Annotated in this window: 19 protein-coding genes; 14 read left to right on the top strand and 5 right to left on the bottom strand. The window is 72.1% G+C overall.

Features of this window, described 5'->3' with window-relative positions; genetic code table 11:
* Nucleotides 1-69: 69 nt before the first annotated feature.
* Nucleotides 70-1,413 carry a D-arabinono-1,4-lactone oxidase gene (locus IEY78_RS04825; protein WP_189096304.1) on the bottom strand — a complete coding sequence of 448 codons (1,344 nt, stop codon included), beginning with the start codon at nucleotides 1,411-1,413 and terminating at the stop codon, nucleotides 70-72.
* 243 nt (nucleotides 1,414-1,656) lie between these two features.
* Nucleotides 1,657-2,931, bottom strand: a complete 1,275-nt coding sequence (locus IEY78_RS04830; protein ID WP_189096305.1) for an MFS transporter — start codon at nucleotides 2,929-2,931, stop codon at nucleotides 1,657-1,659.
* 167 nt (nucleotides 2,932-3,098) lie between these two features.
* On the opposite strand from IEY78_RS04830, the gene IEY78_RS04835 reads away from it, so the two are divergent.
* Together IEY78_RS04835 and IEY78_RS04840 are read left to right on the top strand one after the other, a co-directional pair.
* Complete coding sequence (locus IEY78_RS04835) at nucleotides 3,099-4,253, top strand: ferrochelatase (RefSeq protein ID WP_189096306.1); 1,155 nt, start codon at nucleotides 3,099-3,101, stop codon at nucleotides 4,251-4,253.
* Between the two features lie 45 nt (nucleotides 4,254-4,298).
* On the top strand, nucleotides 4,299-5,144 hold the full coding sequence (locus IEY78_RS04840; RefSeq protein ID WP_189096307.1) for an inositol monophosphatase family protein: 846 nt from the start codon (nucleotides 4,299-4,301) through the stop codon (nucleotides 5,142-5,144).
* Between the two features lie 81 nt (nucleotides 5,145-5,225).
* On the opposite strand, the gene IEY78_RS04845 is transcribed toward IEY78_RS04840, so the two are convergent.
* Complete coding sequence (locus tag IEY78_RS04845; protein WP_018093452.1) at nucleotides 5,226-5,402, bottom strand: hypothetical protein; 177 nt, start codon at nucleotides 5,400-5,402, stop codon at nucleotides 5,226-5,228.
* Between the two features lie 329 nt (nucleotides 5,403-5,731).
* Between IEY78_RS04845 and IEY78_RS04850 the strand changes: the two genes are divergently transcribed.
* From IEY78_RS04850 to IEY78_RS04865, 4 genes are all read left to right on the top strand, one after another.
* Nucleotides 5,732-6,385, top strand: a complete 654-nt coding sequence (locus tag IEY78_RS04850; RefSeq protein ID WP_006602630.1) for a response regulator transcription factor — start codon at nucleotides 5,732-5,734, stop codon at nucleotides 6,383-6,385.
* 6 nt (nucleotides 6,386-6,391) lie between these two features.
* A complete protein-coding gene (locus IEY78_RS04855) occupies nucleotides 6,392-7,657 on the top strand; it encodes a sensor histidine kinase (protein WP_189096308.1) in 1,266 nt (421 codons plus the stop codon).
* Between the two features lie 527 nt (nucleotides 7,658-8,184).
* Nucleotides 8,185-8,487 (top strand): DUF4193 domain-containing protein, encoded by a 303-nt coding sequence (locus tag IEY78_RS04860; RefSeq protein ID WP_003982531.1) that lies wholly within the window; start codon nucleotides 8,185-8,187, stop codon nucleotides 8,485-8,487.
* A 13-nt stretch (nucleotides 8,488-8,500) separates the two neighbouring features.
* Nucleotides 8,501-9,328, top strand: coding sequence for an EcsC family protein (locus tag IEY78_RS04865; protein WP_229699708.1), 828 nt, complete (start codon nucleotides 8,501-8,503; stop codon nucleotides 9,326-9,328).
* Nucleotides 9,329-9,394: 66 nt separating this feature from the next.
* Here IEY78_RS04865 and IEY78_RS04870 read toward each other — a convergent pair whose 3' ends face one another.
* On the bottom strand, nucleotides 9,395-9,838 hold the full coding sequence (locus tag IEY78_RS04870) for a DUF3093 domain-containing protein (protein WP_189096310.1): 444 nt from the start codon (nucleotides 9,836-9,838) through the stop codon (nucleotides 9,395-9,397).
* A gap of 58 nt (nucleotides 9,839-9,896) precedes the next feature.
* Between IEY78_RS04870 and IEY78_RS04875 the strand changes: the two genes are divergently transcribed.
* The 8 genes from IEY78_RS04875 (at nucleotide 9,897) to IEY78_RS04910 (ending at nucleotide 17,730) form a co-directional block, all read left to right on the top strand.
* Entirely contained in the window at nucleotides 9,897-10,490 is a 594-nt protein-coding gene (locus tag IEY78_RS04875) for a PaaI family thioesterase (protein ID WP_189096311.1), read from the top strand.
* Nucleotides 10,487-11,008 (top strand): dUTP diphosphatase, encoded by a 522-nt coding sequence (gene dut, locus IEY78_RS04880; RefSeq protein ID WP_189096312.1) that lies wholly within the window; start codon nucleotides 10,487-10,489, stop codon nucleotides 11,006-11,008. The genes IEY78_RS04875 and dut overlap by 4 nt, the downstream gene beginning before the upstream one ends.
* A 1-nt stretch (nucleotide 11,009) precedes the next feature.
* Nucleotides 11,010-11,777: a DUF3710 domain-containing protein gene (locus IEY78_RS04885; RefSeq protein ID WP_189096313.1), complete on the top strand. Its 768-nt coding sequence runs from the start codon at nucleotides 11,010-11,012 to the stop codon at nucleotides 11,775-11,777.
* 326 nt (nucleotides 11,778-12,103) lie between these two features.
* Nucleotides 12,104-12,193, top strand: coding sequence for a potassium-transporting ATPase subunit F (locus tag IEY78_RS04890; protein ID WP_189096314.1), 90 nt, complete (start codon nucleotides 12,104-12,106; stop codon nucleotides 12,191-12,193).
* A gap of 31 nt (nucleotides 12,194-12,224) precedes the next feature.
* Nucleotides 12,225-13,901, top strand: a complete 1,677-nt coding sequence (gene kdpA / locus IEY78_RS04895; RefSeq protein WP_189096544.1) for a potassium-transporting ATPase subunit KdpA — start codon at nucleotides 12,225-12,227, stop codon at nucleotides 13,899-13,901.
* Nucleotides 13,898-16,042, top strand: coding sequence for a potassium-transporting ATPase subunit KdpB (kdpB, locus tag IEY78_RS04900; protein ID WP_189096315.1), 2,145 nt, complete (start codon nucleotides 13,898-13,900; stop codon nucleotides 16,040-16,042). Before kdpA ends, kdpB begins: the two co-directional genes overlap by 4 nt.
* A gap of 5 nt (nucleotides 16,043-16,047) precedes the next feature.
* Nucleotides 16,048-16,713 carry a potassium-transporting ATPase subunit KdpC gene (kdpC, locus tag IEY78_RS04905; protein ID WP_189096316.1) on the top strand — a complete coding sequence of 222 codons (666 nt, stop codon included), beginning with the start codon at nucleotides 16,048-16,050 and terminating at the stop codon, nucleotides 16,711-16,713.
* A 345-nt stretch (nucleotides 16,714-17,058) separates the two neighbouring features.
* The gene (locus IEY78_RS04910; RefSeq protein WP_229699735.1) at nucleotides 17,059-17,730 is read left to right on the top strand and encodes an ABC transporter ATP-binding protein; all 672 of its coding nucleotides are present in this window, start codon (nucleotides 17,059-17,061) and stop codon (nucleotides 17,728-17,730) included.
* A 131-nt stretch (nucleotides 17,731-17,861) separates the two neighbouring features.
* Here the strand turns inward: IEY78_RS04910 and IEY78_RS04915 are convergent, their stop codons facing one another.
* Nucleotides 17,862-18,434 carry a GNAT family N-acetyltransferase gene (locus IEY78_RS04915; protein ID WP_189096318.1) on the bottom strand — a complete coding sequence of 191 codons (573 nt, stop codon included), beginning with the start codon at nucleotides 18,432-18,434 and terminating at the stop codon, nucleotides 17,862-17,864.
* Nucleotides 18,435-18,562 lie beyond the last annotated feature (128 nt).

Consider the following 18,562-nt stretch of genomic DNA (forward strand, 5'->3'; position numbering starts at 1 on the left):
CAGAGCGGAACCGGAACGGCCGCGGCCCGGTGACCTGTGAAGGCACCGGGCCGCGGCCGTCGTCGTGGCTCAGTCCCCCAGGACCCGCCGCAGGTACGCGTTGGTGAACCGGCGGTCGGGGTCCAGCCGGTCGCGGACCGCGGTGAACTCACCGAACCGCGGATAGGCCTCGGCCAGGTAGGCGGCGTCACGGGTGTGCAGCTTGCCCCAGTGCGGACGGCCCCCGTGCGCCGTCATGATCCGCTCGGCGGCGGCGAAGTACGCCTGGTGCGGTGTCCCCCGGAACATGTGCACGGCGATGTAGACGGTGTCCCGGCCCGAGGCGGTGGACAGCGCGATGTCGTCGGCCGGAGCGGTGCGGACCTCCACCGGGAAGCTGATCCGGAAGTCCGAGCGCTCCACCAGGGCCCGCAGCTCGCCGAGCGCCGCGACGGCGGCCGAGCGCGGCAGCGCGTACTCCATCTCCACGAACCGCACCCGCCGCGGGGAGGTGAACACCCGGTAGGGGATGTCGGTGTAGGTGCGGGCCGACAGGGCGCGGCTGGAGAGCTTGGCGATGCCCGGTATGGCGGCCGGCACCGCCCGCCCCACGCTGCAGACGAGCTGGAACACCCCGTTGGACAGCAGCTCGTCCTCGACCCAGCCGCTGACCCTCCCGTGGGGCGCGGCCGGGCCCTGGCTGCGGTTGTTGCGCTTGGTGTTGCAGCTGCCGGTGTGCGGGAACCAGTAGAACTCGAAGTGCTCGTTCTCGGCGACCAGCTCGTCGAAGCGGTCCGTCACCTCGTCGTAGGGCATCGGCTCCTCGCGGGCGGTCAGCAGGAACTCCGGCTCCACGGCGAAGGTCAGCTCGCTGATCACCCCCAGCGCGCCCAGGCCCAGCCGCGCCGCGGCGAAGACCTCCGGCCGCTCGTCGGCGGAACAGGTCAGGCGCGAGCCGTCGGCGGTGACCAGCTCCAGGGCGGTGACCTGGGCGGCGAGCGACGCCGAGTCGCGGCCGGTGCCGTGGGTGCCGGTGGCGGTCGCCCCGGAGGCGGTCTGCTCCATGATGTCGCCCATGTTGGCCAGCGACAGCCCGTGTGCGGCCAGCGTCTCGTTGAGGTGCCGCAGCGGGGTGCCGGCGGCCACGGTCACCGTGCCGGCCGCGCGGTCGATCCCGCGGATCCCGGTCAGCCGCTCGGGGCGGATCAGCAGCCCGTCGGTGGCGGCGGCCGGGGTGAAGGAGTGGCCGGTGCCGGCCGCCTTGACCGTGAGCCCGTCCGCGGCGGCCGCGCGGATCGCGTCGGCCAGCTCCTCGGTGCTCGCCGGGGCCACGCTCCGGGCGGGCCGGGCGGCGACGTTGCCCGCCCAGTTGCGCCACACACCGCCCGTCGCGCCGCGTCCTTTCGAGCCGCCGACGGCGTTGCTGACTGCCATGGTGACGTCCCCTCCCGCGTCCGGCCCACGTGGCGTGGGCGCATGATGCCGGTCGCCGACGCGCACTGCCACGGCCGGGTGACGCGCCTCACACACGCGGGATCCGGCCGCGGTCGCCCGGCTCCCGGACAAGTCGTACCGACGGTAACTCCCGAACGGGCGGCGCGTGTTCACTTCGCGCGCCCCGGTCGGACCGGCAGGCGGACGCGCGGGCGGGACCGGACCGTGCGGCACCCTCCGGGGCTACGCCACGCTCTCCTCGTCCTGCGGCCGCAGGACCGCGCCGCCGTGGGCGGACGGCGCCCCGGCGGCCGCCGGCTCCGTCACCGGGGAAGCCGTCTGGGGGCGGAGCCTGCGGTGGCCCGCCAGGGCCACCAGCGCGCCGAGCACGCCCGCGGCCGCCGGCACCAGATACCCGCGGCCCGCGCCGGCGGCGTCGACCACCCAGCCGGCCGCCGACGACCCCAGCGCGACGCCCACCGCCAGACCGGTGCCGGTCCAGCTCATGCCCTCGGTCAGCTGGGAGCGCGGCACATGCTCCTCGACCAGCGCCATCGTGGTCACCATCGTCGGGGCGATGGACAGCCCCGCGAGGAACAGCGCGACGGCCAGCAGCGGCAGCGAGTCCACCAGCTGCAGCGGCACCATGCTCACCGCGATCACGCAGACCCCCACCACGAACCGCCGGGACGCATGCCCCCGCAGGTGCAGCAGCCCGAAGACGGCACCGGCCGCACACGAGCCGAGCGCGTAGACCGCCAGCACCAGGCTGGCCGCGGCCTTGTGCCCGGTCTCCTCGGCGAAGGCCACCGTCACCACGTCGATCGCCCCGAAGATCGCACCGGTCGTCACGAACGTCACCACCAGCACCTGCAGCCCCCGCGAGCGCAGCGCCGATCCCTTGACGTGCAGCTCCCGCGGATGCGGCACCGGCTCCGTCGTGCGCTGCGCCGTCAGCCAGAAGACGCCGACGGCCAGGAAGACGGCGGCCAGCAGGGGTCCTGCCTCCGGGAACCACACGGTGGACAGGCCGATGGACAGGATCGGCCCGAAGATGAAGCACGTCTCGTCGACGATCGACTCCCACGCATAGGCGGTGTGCAGCTCGCGCGGGGAGCCCCGGTAGATCTCCGCCCAGCGGGCCCGGATCATCGAGCCGATGCTGGGCACGCACCCGGCCCCCGCCGCGAAGACGAACAGGGTCCAGTCCGGCCAGCCCTGCTGCGCGCTCAGCAGCAGACCGGCGACCGCGGCGATCGACACCAGGGTGGCCGGGCGCAGCACCCGGCTCTGGCCGTGCCGGTCCACCAGCCGGGAGATCTGCGGGCCGAGCACCGCGGCGGACAGCGCGAGGGTCGCGGACAGCGCGCCCGCCAGGCCGTAGCGGCCGGTCAGCTGGGAGACCATCGTGACCACGCCGATGCTCATCATCGACAGCGGCATCCGGCCCAGCAGTCCGGCGGCGGAGAACGACTTGGTACCGGGGCGGCCGAAGATGGCGCGGTAGGGACTGGGCAACGGGGGCGCTCCGCCGGTGAGGACCGAAGATCGGTAAGGAATGTCTGCAGCCGATACAGCTTACGGGCCCGGCGCCGCCGGCCGCCTCCGGATTTCGGGCACGGCTACGACTGGGCCCGCCGGGGCCAGCCCGCCGCCCCCGGAGGAAGGGTGGCAGGATCGACGGCATGCCCGAACAGTGCGATCCCCGTCCTTATGACGCCCTGCTGCTGCTGTCCTTCGGCGGCCCGGAGGGGCCCGATGACGTCGTCCCGTTCCTGGAGAACGTCACCCGCGGCCGCGGCATCCCCCGGGAGCGCCTCAAGGAGGTGGGGCAGCACTACTTCCTGTTCGGCGGCGTCAGCCCCATCAACGCCCAGAACCGCGAGCTGCTGGACGCGCTGCGCGAGGACTTCGCGGAGAACGGACTGGACCTGCCCGTCTACTGGGGTAACCGCAACTGGGCGCCCTACCTGACCGACACCCTGCGCACCATGGTCCACGACGGACACCGCCGGATCGCCGTCCTGGCGACCAGCGCCTACGCCTCGTATTCGGGCTGCCGGCAGTACCGCGAGAACCTCGCCGACGCGCTCACGGCCCTGAAGGCCGAGGGCCTGGAGCCGCCGCGGGTCGACAAGCTGCGGCACTACTTCAACCACCCCGGCCTCCTGCGCCCGATGATCGACGGGGTGCTGGCGTCGCTGGCCGCCCTGCCCGCCCCGGTGCGCGACGGCGCCCACCTCGCCTTCACCACGCACTCCATCCCCACCGCCGCCGCCGACACCTCCGGCACGCCCGCCGAGCACACCCAGGACGGTGCGGGCGGCGCCTACGTCGCCCAGCACCTCGACGCGGCGCGGGTGATCGCGGACGCGGTCCGCGACCGGACCGGTGTGGACCACCCCTGGCGGCTCGTCTACCAGTCCCGCAGCGGCGCCCCGCACATCCCCTGGCTGGAGCCGGACATCTGCGACCACCTGGAAGCGGCGCACGCCGACGGCGTCCCGGCCGTCGTCATGGTCCCCGTCGGGTTCGTCTCGGACCACATGGAGGTCAAGTACGACCTCGACACCGAGGCCGCCGCCAAGGCCGCCGAGCTGGGACTGCCGGTCACCAGGTCGGCCACCGTGGGTGCCGACCCGCGGTTCGCCGCGGCCGTCCGCGACCTCCTCCTGGAGCGCGCGGCCGCGGAACGGGGCGCGACCCCGCAGCGCTGCGCCCTGGGCGCCCTCGGCGCGGGGCACGACCTGTGCCCGGTCGGCTGCTGCCCGGCGCGCAGCCCCCGCCCGGCCGCCGCCGGCGCCGACTGGCCCGGCCCGGTCGCCGAGGCCCGCGCGTAAGCCGTACGCCCGCCCCACCCCCCGCCAAAGCGAGCAAGGAGCACCGTGCCCGACCCGCTGAACCCCGACGCCCCGCGCACCGCCGCCACACCGGCCGACGCACTCCACGACGAACTCCTGGAACTGGCCCTGGAGGCCGCCCGCCGTGCCGGGGACCTGCTGCGCGACGGCCGCCCCGCTGACCTCGGCGTCGCCGCCACCAAGTCCAGCCCCATCGACGTCGTCACCGAGATGGACCTCGCCTCCGAGAAGCTGATCACCGGCTTCCTGGCGGAGCACCGCCCCGGCGACGGCTTCCTGGGGGAGGAGGGCGCCAGCAGCGACGGCACCAGTGGCGTCCGCTGGGTCATCGACCCCATCGACGGCACGGTGAACTACCTCTACGGGCTGCCGTCCTGGTCGGTGTCCATCGCGGCGGAGAAGGACGGCGAGGCGGTCGTCGGCGTGGTGGCCGCCCCGATGCGCGGCGAGACCTACCAGGCTGTCCTGGGCCGCGGCGCGTTCAACAACGGCGAGCGCCTCCACCACCGGCCCGCCCCGCCGCTCTCCGAGGCCCTCCTGGGCACCGGCTTCGCCTACCTCGCCGAGCGCCGGGCCGCCCAGGCCGAGGTGCTGCGCACGCTGCTGCCTCAGGTCCGCGACATCCGGCGCGGCGGCTCGGCCGCGATCGACCTGTGCGACGTGGCCTGCGGACGGCTCGACGCCTACTACGAGCGCGGGCTGAACCCCTGGGACCTGGCGGCGGGCGCCCTGATCGCCCGCGAGGCCGGCGCGCTCACCGGCGGCCGCCCCGGCCGCGCGCCCTCCGACGAGCTGACCCTCGCCGCCTCCCCAGCCCTCTTCGCGCAGCTCCAGCCGCTGCTGGAGGACCTCGGCGCCTGGCACGACTGACCCCGCCCGCACGCGGGCACGACAGCGCCCCGGCACCATCCCCTGGATGCCGGGGCGCTGTCGTCGTGCGCCGGGAAGCGGTCAGGCGTTGCTGACCGCGCCGTAGCGCACGCCGTGCTCGGTCGCCAGTCGTTGCAGGTCCTCGAGCTCTGCCTGCTCGACCTCGGCGAGGAAGTCGTCGCCCGCAGCCCGGGCCCGGTCCAGATCAGCTTCCGTGTTCTGTATGCGCTGCAAAATGCCTGCGGTGAACGCGTCCATGTGCGCCCCCTCGTCGTGGGTCGGTGGCACGGGGTGTGCCGACGGGTGGGTGATCACTGCGTGGTCCCTGCGATGGAACAGTGCGTGGCAAAGGGTGCTTTAAGTTGCCTGATAAACAGGGTGTGATCGCGGGTGTGCAGTCGTCCTCCCCACCCGGTACCCCGGGGAAACCTCAACCCACGCGGGAATCATGGCCGTCGGGCGTCCCGGGCCGCTCTCCACCCCTCCGCACCCCTCTTACCGCCGGTTTATGGCTCTTCGGGGCAGGATGGAAGGGCTTTCGGACAAGTTGTGCCTGCCCGCGAGGGCCCTGAGGAAGGACTAGCGACGTGCGTGTTCTCGTCGTCGAGGACGAGCAGCTGCTCGCCGATGCGGTGGCCACCGGACTACGCCGGGAGGCCATGGCCGTCGACGTGGTCTACGACGGCGCTGCCGCCCTGGAGCGGATAGCGGTCAACGACTATGACGTGGTCGTGCTCGACCGTGACCTCCCGGTCGTCCACGGTGACGACGTCTGCCGCAAGATCGTCGAGCTGGGGATGCCCACCCGCGTGCTGATGCTCACCGCCTCCGGCGACGTCAGCGACCGCGTCGAGGGCCTGGAGATCGGCGCGGACGACTACCTCCCCAAGCCGTTCGCCTTCACCGAGCTGACCGCCCGGGTGCGCGCCCTGGGGCGCCGTACGACCGTCGCGCTGCCGCCCGTGCTGGAGCGGGCCGGCATCAAGCTCGACCCCAATCGCCGCGAGGTCTTCCGCGACGGCAAGGAGGTCCAGCTCGCCCCGAAGGAGTTCGCGGTGCTGGAGGTCCTGATGCGCAGCGAGGGCACGGTCGTCTCGGCCGAGCAGCTCCTGGAGAAGGCCTGGGACGAGAACACCGACCCGTTCACCAACGTCGTACGGGTCACGGTCATGACGCTGCGCCGCAAGCTCGGCGAGCCCGCGGTGATCGTCACCGTCCCCGGCTCGGGATACCGGATCTGACCGGCGATGCCCTCCCTGCCCTCGTTCTCCAAAGCGGCCGCACCGCCGCCGCCCCTGCCCCCCAAGCCCACCTGGGACCCCCGGCCGGTCAGCAGCATCCGGCCGTTCCCGTGGCTGCGCCCCACGATCCGGATCCGCCTGACGCTGCTGTACGGCGGCATGTTCCTGATGGCCGGCATCGTGCTGCTGACGATCATCTACATGCTGGCCGCGGACGCGCTGCACGACGGCAGCACGCTGCCCCTGAAGATCCTCGGCGGCAAGTTCCAGTCGACCAGTGACCAGTGCGACCTGCCGACCAAGACGTCGGGGCCGCTGCTCCAGGCCGCCGTCGACCAGTGCCTCCAGGCCCAGCGCGCGCTGGCCCTCAACGACCTCCTCAACCGCTCGCTGCTGGCCCTGCTGGGGCTGACGGTGGTGGCCTTCGCGTTCGGCTACGCCATGGCCGGCCGCGTGCTGGCGCCGCTGGGCCGGATCACCCGGACCGCGCAGCGGGTGGCGGGCTCGGACCTGCACCGCCGCATCGAGCTGGGCGGACCGGACGACGAGCTCAAGGAGCTCGCGGACACCTTCGACGAGATGCTGGACCGCCTGGACCGGGCCTTCGAGTCGCAGCGGCGCTTCGTGTCCAACGCCTCGCACGAGTTGCGCACCCCATTGGCGATCAACAGGACGCTGCTGGAGGTCCAGCTCGCCGATCCGGACGCGTCCCCCGAGCTGGCGCAGCTCGGCAAGACGCTGCTGGCCACCAACGAGCGCAGCGAGCAGCTCGTGGAGGGCCTGCTGCTGCTCGCCCGCAGCGAGAACAAGGTCGTCGACAAGAAGCCGGTCGATCTGGCCGAGGTCGCAGCCCAGGCCGTCGACCAGACCCGCGAGGAGGCCCACGGCAAGGGCGTGGAGCTGCGCGGGGTCCGCCAGCAGGCCTTCGTCCAGGGCAACGGCGTCCTGCTGGAGCGCATCGCGCTCAACCTCGTCCAGAACGCGGTGCGCTACAACGTGCCCGAGGACGGCTGGGTGGAGGTCACCACCGAGCCGCAGACGGGCTGCGCGGTACTGGTGGTCGCCAATACGGGCCCGGTGGTCCCCGCCTACGAGGTGGAGAACCTCTTCGAGCCGTTCCGGCGGCTGCGGACCGAGCGCACCGGCAGCGACAAGGGCGTGGGGCTGGGCCTGTCCATCGTGCGCTCGGTGGTCCGGGCGCACGACGGCACGATCACCGCCGCACCCCGCGAGGGCGGCGGACTCGTGATGCGGGTCGTCCTGCCGCTCTGACGCAGGCCACAGGGCGGTTGTACGCCTGCTGGAGGCGCTGCGCGCCCCGGTGCGCGGTGCTCGGACATCCGTGCGTACGATCGCCCGTCTCGCGGCCGTACACCGCCTCGCCTCCCGAGTTTGACGCGAAGGGGGGTCGGCGGGGATCCTTCGCCGAGTTCGCTTTGCGCGGAATTGAACCGGTCCGCCCACCGGTCCGTGCGTGTGTGATCCCTCACAGGCGCGAAATTCCAGCCATCTACGCTCCGTGAGCGAAAACGCCGTCGGAATGCCTGGGACGTCCGGGTTTCCGGGGGGTCGGATCACGGGAAGTACAGGTGATGGGCTGCGCGAGGTGCGACATTCGGACCGTGTACGGTCCTGATCGCCATCCAAACCGATCACCTCTTCAGGGGTGCGGTTGGGTGTCGATTGAGTAACAGACCTTGATGTGAGGCAAAATCTCCGCCTCAGGTCGGGCACAAGTCCGGCCTCTCACGCGTTACGAGCGCTGAGACACCGCAGACACCCAGAGGGGGAGAGCGAAAATGGCTACGGATTACGACACCCCACGCAAGACCGACGACGACCTCAACGAGGACAGCATTGAAGAGCTGAAGTCGCGGCGGAACGACAAGTCCGCCTCGGCGGTCGACGTCGACGAGTTCGAGCAGGCCGAGGGCCTGGAGCTGCCCGGCGCGGACCTGTCCAACGAAGAGCTGGCCGTGCGCGTGCTGCCCAAGCAGCAGGACGAGTTCACGTGCATGAGCTGCTTCCTGGTCCACCACCGCAGCCAGCTGGCCGCGGAGGACAAGAACGGACAGCCGATCTGCCGCGACTGCGCGGCCTGAGTTCGGTCTGCCCATGGCAGGCATGAACCCGTTCCGTAAGGGCCCCAAGGGCGGCCACGGTCCAGCGGCAGGCGCACGATCACACCAGGAAAACGCGCCCGTGCCCACGGACCCGACCGCCCTCCCCACGGAGCCGACGGGCAAAGCACCGCAGGAGCGGGGCCACGGGGCCTCGCTCGAGGCCCTGACCGGCCGCGGTGCCGCAGGACGCGGTGGCAGGGTGCGGGCAGCGATCGCCGTGATCGCCGACCGCATCATCGACACCGCCCCGCGGATCCCGGTCCGCGATCTGGCGACGCTGCGCGCCCAGTTCCCCGGACTGACCCCCGAGGAGCTGGCCGACAAGCTCGTCGCGGGCGCATGCGCGGCCACCGCGACCGTCGGAGCGGGCGTCGGCGCGGCGGCGATGCTGCCCGTACCGCCCGCCATGCCGGCCGAGCTGGCCGCCGAGGTCACCGGCGTCGCCTCGGTCGAGATCAAGCTGATCGCCGAGCTGCACGAGGTCTACGGCCTGCGGCCCGCGGGCAATTTCCGGCAGCGCGCGATGGCCTGCCTGACCTCGTGGACCGAGGAACGGGGCATCGACGTCACCAAGCCGGCCTCGCTGAACTTCGCCCTCGGCGGGCAGATGCGGCGGGAGCTGCGCCGGCAGATCATGAAGCGCACCCTGCGCAACCTCCCCAACCTCACCCCGTTCATGATCGGCGCCGCCGTCGGCGCGTTCATGAACCGCCGTGACACCGGAAAGCTCGCGGAACGCATCCGCAAGGACCTGCGCGCCCACCAGGTCCCCTGGGACGCCCTCCCCGGCTCCGCGCCGACCGCCCCGCCGCACGACTGACGCCGCACGGCCGCCGCAGCCGCCCGCCACCCCGCCGTACGGCGGAAGCGGGCCCCCGGCCTCCGGTCAGGTGCGTACCGCCGCCAGCGCCGCCACCAGGCGCTCCGGGTCCCGCGTCGACAGATAGGCGTAGGGCGTCGGGTCCCCGGGATCGGTGATCTCCACCCGCACCGCGGTGCGCACATAGCTGCGCAGCAGCATGAACGCGCGGGCATCGGCCTTGTACGTACGCCAGGCCACCGCCTCGTCCGCGTCCAGCGCCCGTGCCTCGCCCAGCGCCGACGCGGGGATCTTCGCCTCGCCGGCGATCAGCGCGCCGCCCACCACCCGGATCCGTGCCGAGCCGTACGTGCTCACCGCCACCGCGGACAGCGCCGTGCCGCCGATCAGCCCGCCGAGCATCGGGAGGGTCCCCACGGGGAGCAGCATCAGGGCGCAGGCGACGCCGATCAGCGCGGCGATCACCCACCAGGAGCGGGGCGCGGTGAGACGTTCTTCGTACGACTGCATGGCTCCAGCTTGGCACGGCGGCGCGGGCCCGTGACGTGCGCGGGTAGGGTCTGCACTCGTGAGTGGAACTGACGAACCCAGGGCGAGGCTGACGCCACCGAAGGACGCCGTCGCTCCGGTCCGGCACGCCGATGCGCCGGCCCCCGGGGAGCTCCTCGGCGCGCACTACGACCGGTGCTTCGGCTGCGGCACGGGACAGCCGCACGGCCTGCACCTGGAGGCGCGGGCCGGCGAGGGTGTGAGCGTGCGGGCGGAGTTCACCGTCAAGGAGGCCCACCAGGGTGCGCCCGGCCTGGCGCACGGCGGGGTGCTGGCCACCGCGCTGGACGAGACGCTCGGCTCGCTGAACTGGCTGCTGCGGGTGATCGCGGTGACCGGCCGGCTGGAGACCGACTTCGTGCGGCCGGTGCCGCTGGGCACGGTGCTGCATCTGGACGCGCGGGTCACCGCGGTGCACCGGCGGAAGATCTACTCGTCGGCCGTGGGCCGCATAGGCGGTCCGGACGGTCCGGTCGCGGTGCGTGCCGAGGCCGTCTTCATCGAGGTGAAGGTCGACCACTTCATCGACAACGGAAGGGCCGAGGAGATCCAGGCGGCGATGGCCGACCCGGACCAGGCCAAGCGTGCGCGTGCTTTCGAGGTGAACCCGTGAGTCAGGGACGTGATCCCGTGGAGGTGCTGCTGCGGCGGCTGGACCCGGAGGTGCCCGTGCCGTCGTACGGGCACCCCGGCGACGCCGGTGCGGACCTGGTGACCACCGAGGCCGCCGAGCTGGCGCCGGGGGAGCGCACCGTGCTGCCCACCGGGGTCTCGATCGCCCTTCCCGAGGGCTATGCGGCATTCGTGCATCCGCGGTCCGGGCTGGCCGCCCGGTGCGGACTGGCGCTGGTGAATGCCCCCGGGACGGTCGATGCCGGGTACCGTGGAGAGATCAAGGTGATCGTGGTCAATCTGGATCCGCGCGAGAGTGTGCGGTTCGAACGATTCGACCGGATCGCCCAATTGGTCGTCCAGCAGGTCGAGAAGGTGCGCTTCCACGAGGTGGCGGAACTTCCCGGCTCGGCGCGGGCCGAGGGGGGATTCGGTTCCACCGGCGGTCATGCGGCGGTGGACGGCTCCACGGGCGGGAATGAATACGCATCGGTCGGTGCCGACCGGGAAGGACAGTGACGTGTTCGGACGTCGCAAGAAGAACGAGGCTCCTGAGGAGTCGGCCAGGGACACCACGCTCCCCGACGAGCAAGCGGTGGGCGACGCCGACGAGGACGAGGCGGCACAGCAGCGGCTGAGCCTTCCGCCCGCGCCGCGGCCCGACGGCCCCTGGGACGCGGCGGAGGTCTCCGAGCCCGGTGAGGGCCGGGTGGACCTCGGCGGCCTGTTCGTGCCCGGTGTCGAGGGTATGGAGCTTCGGGTGGAGGTCGCCGGTGACGCCATCGTCGCCGCGACCGTGGTGCTGCAGGACAGCGCCGTGCAGCTGCAGGCCTTCGCCGCCCCCAAGAACGAGGGGATCTGGGGCGAGGTCCGCGAGGAGATCGCCTCCGGCATCACCCAGCAGGGCGGCGTCATCGACGAGGTCGAGGGCCCCCTGGGCTGGGAGCTGCGCGCCCAGGTACCCGTGCAGCTGCCGGACGGCACCAACGGTGTGCAGGTCGTGCGCTTCATCGGCGTCGACGGCCCCCGGTGGTTCCTGCGCGGTGTGATCTCCGGCCAGGGTGCGGTGCAGCCGCAGGCCGCGGGCGTGCTGGAGCACATCTTCCGGGACACCGTCGTCATCCGCGGTGAGTCCCCGATGGCGCCGCGTGACCCGATCGTCCTGAAGCTGCCGGACGACGCCCAGATGGTGCCGGACGGCGTGCAGCAGGAGCCGGTCGAGCAGTCGCGCTTCGGCGGCGGTGTGGAGCGTCTGGAACGCGGACCGGAGATCACCGAGATCCGCTGACACAGGCGGCGGCCGGGCGGCGCGTGGGCGCCCCGGCAACGGCTGGATCCTGACGGTCACAAGGGCCCGTACTCCCCGGCAGGGGGTGCGGGCCCTCGTCGTCCGCGCAGGTCAGGCCGCAAGGCGTAGAGATTGCGTCAACGGGGCGCCAATGGCCGTAAGGGAGGCGTCAACGGCGGTCGCGGGCGGCGGGAAGGGCGCTTTGCTCTAGAGGTCCGTACCTCCTCATTCCTCTAGGAGCACCCGATGGCCGACGTGGCCTTCGTCGTCGTCACCCTCGCGGTCTTCGCCCTGGTGGCCCTCGTCGCCAAGGGGGTGGCGAAGCTGTGACCGTCGAGAACATCGTCGGCCTGTTCGTGGCCGTCGCCCTGCTCGGCTACCTGGCCCTCGCCCTCGTCTTCCCGGAGAGGTTCTGAGGTGTCCACTGCTGCTGTTGCGGCGGGCCAGATGAGCCCCGCCCTCGCCGGCGTGCTCCAGCTGACCGCGCTCGCCGCGGCGCTGGTCCTGGCATACCGCCCCCTCGGCGACTACATGGCCGCCGTCTACGGCGCGCCCCGGCACCTGCGCGTCGAGAAGGTCCTCTACCGCTGCATCGGCGCCAACCCGGACGCCGAGATGCGCTGGCCGGCCTATCTGCGCGGCGTCCTGGCCTTCTCCGCGGCGGGCGTGCTCCTGCTGTACCTGCTCCAGCGGGTCCAGGGCGGGCTGCCGCTGTCCCTCGGCTTCGCGTCGATCAGCCCCGACCAGGCGTTCAACACCGCCGCGTCGTTCGTCACCAACACCAACTGGCAGTCCTACAGCGGCGAGCAGGCCATGGGCCACGTCGTGCAGACCGCGGGCCTGGCGGTGCAGAACTTCGTGTCCGCCGCCACCGGCATGGCCGTCGCCGTCGCGCTGGTCCGCGGCTTCGCCCGGTCCCGCACCGGCGAACTCGGCAACTTCTGGGCCGACCTGGTCCGCGGCACGGTGCGGGTCCTCGTCCCGATCGCGGTCCTCGGCGCCCTCGTCCTGGTCGCCTGCGGCGCCGTGCAGAACTTCTCCGGCATCCACGAGGTCGGCCAGTTCATGGGCGGCGTCCAGCAGACCAACGGCGGCGCGGTCGCCTCCCAGGAGGCCATCAAGGAACTGGGCACCAACGGGGGCGGCTACTTCAACGCCAACTCCGCCCACCCCTTCGAGAACCCGAACGCCTTCAGCAACCTCTTCGAGATCTTCCTGATCCTGGTCATCCCGTTCGCGCTGACCCGCACCTTCGGCAAGATGGTCGGGAACGTGAAGCAGGGGTACGCGATCCTCGCCACCATGGCCGCCGTCTGGCTCGGCTTCACCGCGCTGATGATGTGGAGCGAGTTCGCCCACGGCGGCCCGGCCCTGCAGGCCGCGGGCGCCGCCATGGAAGGCAAGGAAACCCGCTTCGGCGTCGGCTCCTCCGCGATCTTCTCGGTGGCCACCACCCTGACCTCCACCGGCGCGGTCGACGCCTTCCACTCCTCGTTCACCGCCTTCGGCGGCGGCCTCCAGCTGCTCGGCATGATGCTGGGCGAGATCGCCCCCGGCGGGGTGGGCTCCGGGCTCTACGGCATGCTCGTGATGGCGGTCATCGCGGTGTTCCTCGCCGGCCTGATGGTGGGCCGCACCCCCGAATACCTCGGCAAGAAGATCGGCACCCGCGAGATCAAGCTCGCCGCCTGCTACCTCCTCATCACCCCGACGCTGGTCCTCGGCTTCACCGCGGCGTCGATGGTGCTGCCCGACGCGCTGGGCTCGATGCTCAACACCAAGGCGCTGGGCGCCGGCCCGCACGGCTTCTCCGAGGTCCTCTACGCGTTCACCTCCGGCGCCAACAACAACGGCTCGGCCTTCGCCGGACTGAACGCCAACACGCCCTGGTACAACACCACGATCGGCCTGGCGATGCTGCTCGGCCGCTTCCTGCCCATGGTGTTCGTGCTCGCCCTCGCCGGCTCGCTCGCCGAACAGCAGCCGGTCCCCGAGACCGCGGGCACCCTGCGTACCGAAAAGCCGCTCTTCGCCGGGCTGCTCGTCGGCACGATCCTGATCGTCACCGGTCTGACCTACTTCCCGGCGCTGGCCCTCGGCCCGCTGGCGGAGGGGCTGTCATGACCGTCCCCGTGAAACCGGAGGAGCCCGGCACCATGGCCTCCCGCTCGACACTCACCCCGGCCCGCGCGCCGCACCAGGACGCCCCCGGCGGGCAGCAGCCCGGCGACGGCCGCGTCGGCGGCGGACTCTTCGACCCCGGGCAGCTGATCCGGTCCCTGCCGGACGCGCTGCGCAAACTCGACCCGCGGGTGATGGTCAAGTCCCCCGTGATGTTCGTGGTCGAGGTCGGCTCCGTGCTGACCACGGTCTTCGCCTGCACCACCCCGACGGACTGGTTCGGTTGGACGATCGCCGCCTGGCTGTGGCTGACCGTGCTCTTCGCCAACCTCGCCGAGGCGGTCGCCGAAGGCCGCGGCAAGGCGCAGGCCGACACCCTGCGCAAGGCCAAGACCGACACCGTGGCGCGCCGGCTCACCGACGGGGCCGCGGAGCGGATACCCGGCACCGAACTGCGCATCGGCGACCTGGTGGTCTGCGAGGCCGGCGACATCATCCCCGGTGACGGCGATGTCGTGGACGGCGTGGCCTCCGTCGACGAGTCGGCCATCACCGGCGAATCGGCCCCGGTCATCCGCGAGTCCGGCGGCGACCGCTGCGCGGTGACCGGCGGGACGAAGGTGCTCTCCGACCGCATCGTCATCAAGATCACGACGCGGCCCGGCGAGACCTTCATCGACCGGATGATCAACCTCGTCGAGGGCGCCGCACGGCAGAAGACCCCCAACGAGATCGCGCTGAACATCCTGCTCGCCTCGCTCACCATCATCTTCCTGCTGGCCGTCGTCACCCTCCAGCCGTTCGCGATCTACGCGGGCGCCGAGCAGCCCATGATCGTGCTGCTCGCCCTGCTGGTCTGCCTGATCCCGACGACGATCGGCGCGCTGCTCTCGGCCATCGGCATCGCCGGCATGGACCGGCTCGTGCAGCGCAACGTCCTGGCCATGTCCGGCCGGGCCGTCGAAGCCGCGGGCGATGTATCGACATTGCTGCTCGACAAGACCGGCACCATCACCCTCGGCAACCGCCAGGCAGCCGAGTTCGTCCCGGTACGCGGCACCACCGAGGCCGAGGTCGCCGACGCGGCCCAGCTGTCGTCACTGGCCGACGAGACCCCCGAGGGCCGCTCCATCGTCGTCCTCGCCAAGGAGAAGTACGGACTGCGCGAGCGCCACCAGGGTGAGTTGACGGGCGCCGAGTGGATCCCGTTCACCGCCCAGACCCGGATGTCGGGCGTGGACATCGACGGGCGCAAGGTCCGCAAGGGCGCGTCCGGTTCGGTCATCGCCTGGGTCCAGGAACGCGGCGGCCCCGTCGCCGAGGACGCCCGCACGCTCACCGACGCCATCTCCGAGGCCGGCGGCACCCCGCTGCTGGTCGCCCTGGAGGACGAGAGCGGTCCGCGGGTCCTGGGCGTCATCCACCTCAAGGACGTCGTCAAGGAGGGCATGCGCGAACGCTTCGTCGAACTGCGGCGGATGGGCATCAAGACCGTCATGATCACGGGCGACAACCCGCTGACGGCCAAGGCCATCGCCGAGGAGGCGGGCGTGGACGACTTCCTCGCGGAGGCCACCCCCGAGGACAAGATGGCGCTCATCAAGCGCGAACAGGCCGGCGGCAAGCTGGTCGCGATGACCGGCGACGGCACCAACGACGCGCCCGCGCTCGCGCAGGCGGATGTCGGCGTGGCCATGAACACCGGCACCTCGGCCGCCAAGGAGGCCGGGAACATGGTGGACCTGGACTCCAACCCGACCAAGCTCATCGAGATCGTCGAGATCGGCAAGCAACTGCTCATCACCCGGGGCGCGCTGACGACCTTCTCGATCGCCAACGACGTCGCGAAGTACTTCGCGATCATCCCGGCGATGTTCGCGGTGGCCTACCCGGGCCTGGACACCCTCAACATCATGCGGCTCTCCAGCCCCGACTCCGCGATCCTCTCGGCGATCATCTTCAACGCGCTGGTCATCGTCGCCCTGGTACCGCTCGCCCTCAAGGGGGTGCGGTACCGGCCGGTCAGCGCCGACCGGATGCTGCGGCGCAACCTCGCCGTCTACGGGCTCGGCGGCCTGATCGCCCCGTTCCTCGGCATCAAACTCATCGATCTGCTCCTCTCCCTCATCCCCGGAATCGGGTGACCGCCGTGAACAACTCCGTACGCAACACCGCCCGCTTGATGGGGGCGGGCCTGCGCGCCCTGCTCGTACTGACCGTGGTCTGCGGGGTCCTCTACCCGCTGGCGGTCACCGGCGTGGCCCAGGCGGCGTTCCCCGGCCGGGCGAACGGCTCCGAGGTGAGCTCCCACGGCAAGGTCGTCGGCTCCTCCCTGATCGGCCAGCGCTACGACAAGGGCAAGGACAAGCAGGGCAACCCCGTCCCGGACCTGAAGTACTTCCAGCCGCGCCCCTCGGCGGGACTGGGCAGCAACCGGGCCAACGGCGTCAACCCCCGGTACGACCTCCAGGTCTCCGGCGCGTCCAACCTGGGCGCGACCAACACCGACCTCGTGAAGGCGGTGAAGGAGCGCAAGCAGTGGGTCGCCGAGACCTACGGGGTGCCCGCGTCGAAGGTCCCGGCCGACGCCGTCACCTCGTCGGGCTCCGGCCTCGACCCGGACATCTCCCCGGCCTACGCCCGGCTCCAGGCCGACCGCGTCGCCAAGGAGAACCACCTCCCCGCCGACCGGGTCCGCCGGCTGGTCGAGGACCACACCGACGGGCGCACCCTGGGCTTCATGGGCGAACCCCGGGTGAATGTACTGGAGTTGAATGTCGCGCTGAGGGACTTGACACGGGGGCAGGGGGGCTGAGGGGGCGCCGGCTCGGTGGCTTGGCTGGGGCGGGGCTGGGGCTTGCGGGCCGGTGGGGCCCAGCGATTGCAGGTGGAGCCTCCCGCCGTTGCGGCTGTTGTGGCTGCGACGGCGGGAGGCCGAAGTGCGTCTGCGTCCCGGGTCGATGCGGGAGTTATCCACAGGCGTTGCCCGCCGCTCCGCGCCGTACGCATACTGACGCCACCGGCAGGCGAGAAGGACCCGGCGACCCGGATCCGGGGAGGAGCCTGAGAAGTGGGGGAGCGGACCATGCACGACGGGGGAAGCACGAACGGAGCCGACGAGGACGGGCGGGCAACAGCCGTCGCGGAGCGCGCACGAGCGATGGTCGTCGTCGAAGAGGTGCACCGGAGCTACGGGAGCGACGCCGGCGCCGTGCACGCGCTGCGCGGGGTGTCCTGCCGCATACCGCACGGCGAACTCGTCGCCCTGCGCGGCCGATCCGGATCCGGCAAGACGACACTCCTCAACCTCATAGGCGGCCTGGACAGTCCGGACTCCGGGCGGATAGTCGTCGACGGCACGCCGCTCGCCGACCTCGGTGAGAGCGGCCTGCTGGAGATGCGCCGGGACCGTATCGGCTTCGTCTTCCAGTCCTTCGGGCTGATACCGATCCTGAGCGCCGCCGAGAACGTGGGAGTGCCGCTGCGGCTGCGCAAGGCGGCGCCACGCGAACGCGAGGAGCGCGTCGCGCTCCTGCTGTCCCTCGTGGGGCTGTCCGGGCATGTCGCGCAGCGCCCCGGTGAGCTCTCCGGCGGTCAGCAGCAGCGCGTCGCGATAGCCCGCGCGCTCGCCAACCGTCCGGCGCTGCTCATCGCCGACGAGCCCACGGGGCAACTGGACGCCGAGACCGGCATGGAGGTGATGGAGCTGCTGCGCGCCGTGGTCCGCAGCGAGGGCGTCACGGCCCTGGTCGCCACGCACGACCCCAACCTCCTCGGCCTCGCCGACCGCGTCCTGCACCTGAACGACGGGCTGATCATGGAGGAGGGGTAGGGGGAAGGGGCAGAGGTGGGGGAGGGGAGGGCGGAGGGCGGGGGGGGGAGGGCCCCAAGAAGGTTGAGTTCGCGTGCAGAAGCTGGCCCTGGCCCACCCCCGCCCCTCGCCCCAGCCCTCCCCCCCGGGACCTACCAGACGTCGCCGTCGCGCCAGTCGCAGGTGAGGTCGGTGTCGAGGTCGAGTGGCGTGGCCGCGGTCGGCAGGACGTAGATGCAGCCGTCCTCGTCGGCGGTGCGCCGGATGCCGTAGGGGGTCAGCGCCCAGGAGTGGCCGCGCCACAGTCGCCAGCCGCGGGCCGCGTAGAAGGAGGCGGCCTCGTCGGAGGCGCCGAGTGCGCCGAGGTCGTAGCCGCTGCGGACCACCCGCTCCAGCGCGTCCATCATGGCCGCGCCGTGCCCGCGTCCGCGCCGGTCCGCACGGACGCCGACGCCCTCCACGTACCCGCAGCGCAGCGCCCGGCCGCCGTGCAGCAGACGCCGCTGGATCACGGAGGCGTGCCCGATCACCTCGCCGTCCTCCTGGACCAGGGCGTGCAGACCGCCGAGCGCGTGCTCCCAGTCCTCGGCGGTCATGTCGTCGAAGACGTCGTACAGGAGGGCGCGGACCGCCTTGAGGGTGGCGGCGTCCAGGTCTGAGGTGTGGGCGATCCGTACGTCGGGGATGCGGGGCGTCGTCAGCTCTGCCTCGGTCATGCCGGTCATCGTCGCAGCCGTCCGGTGGCCGGGCGACGGCTTTTCCCGTCCGTCAGCGGTTCGTCCGCTCCCGGTGCGGCGCGACTGCCCTCCGCCCACCTTCCACGCCCCGTCCCCGCCCGACCCCAGGACCGCCT

This window comes from Streptomyces kronopolitis, from assembly GCF_014646275.1.
Lineage (GTDB): Bacteria > Actinomycetota > Actinomycetes > Streptomycetales > Streptomycetaceae > Streptomyces > Streptomyces kronopolitis.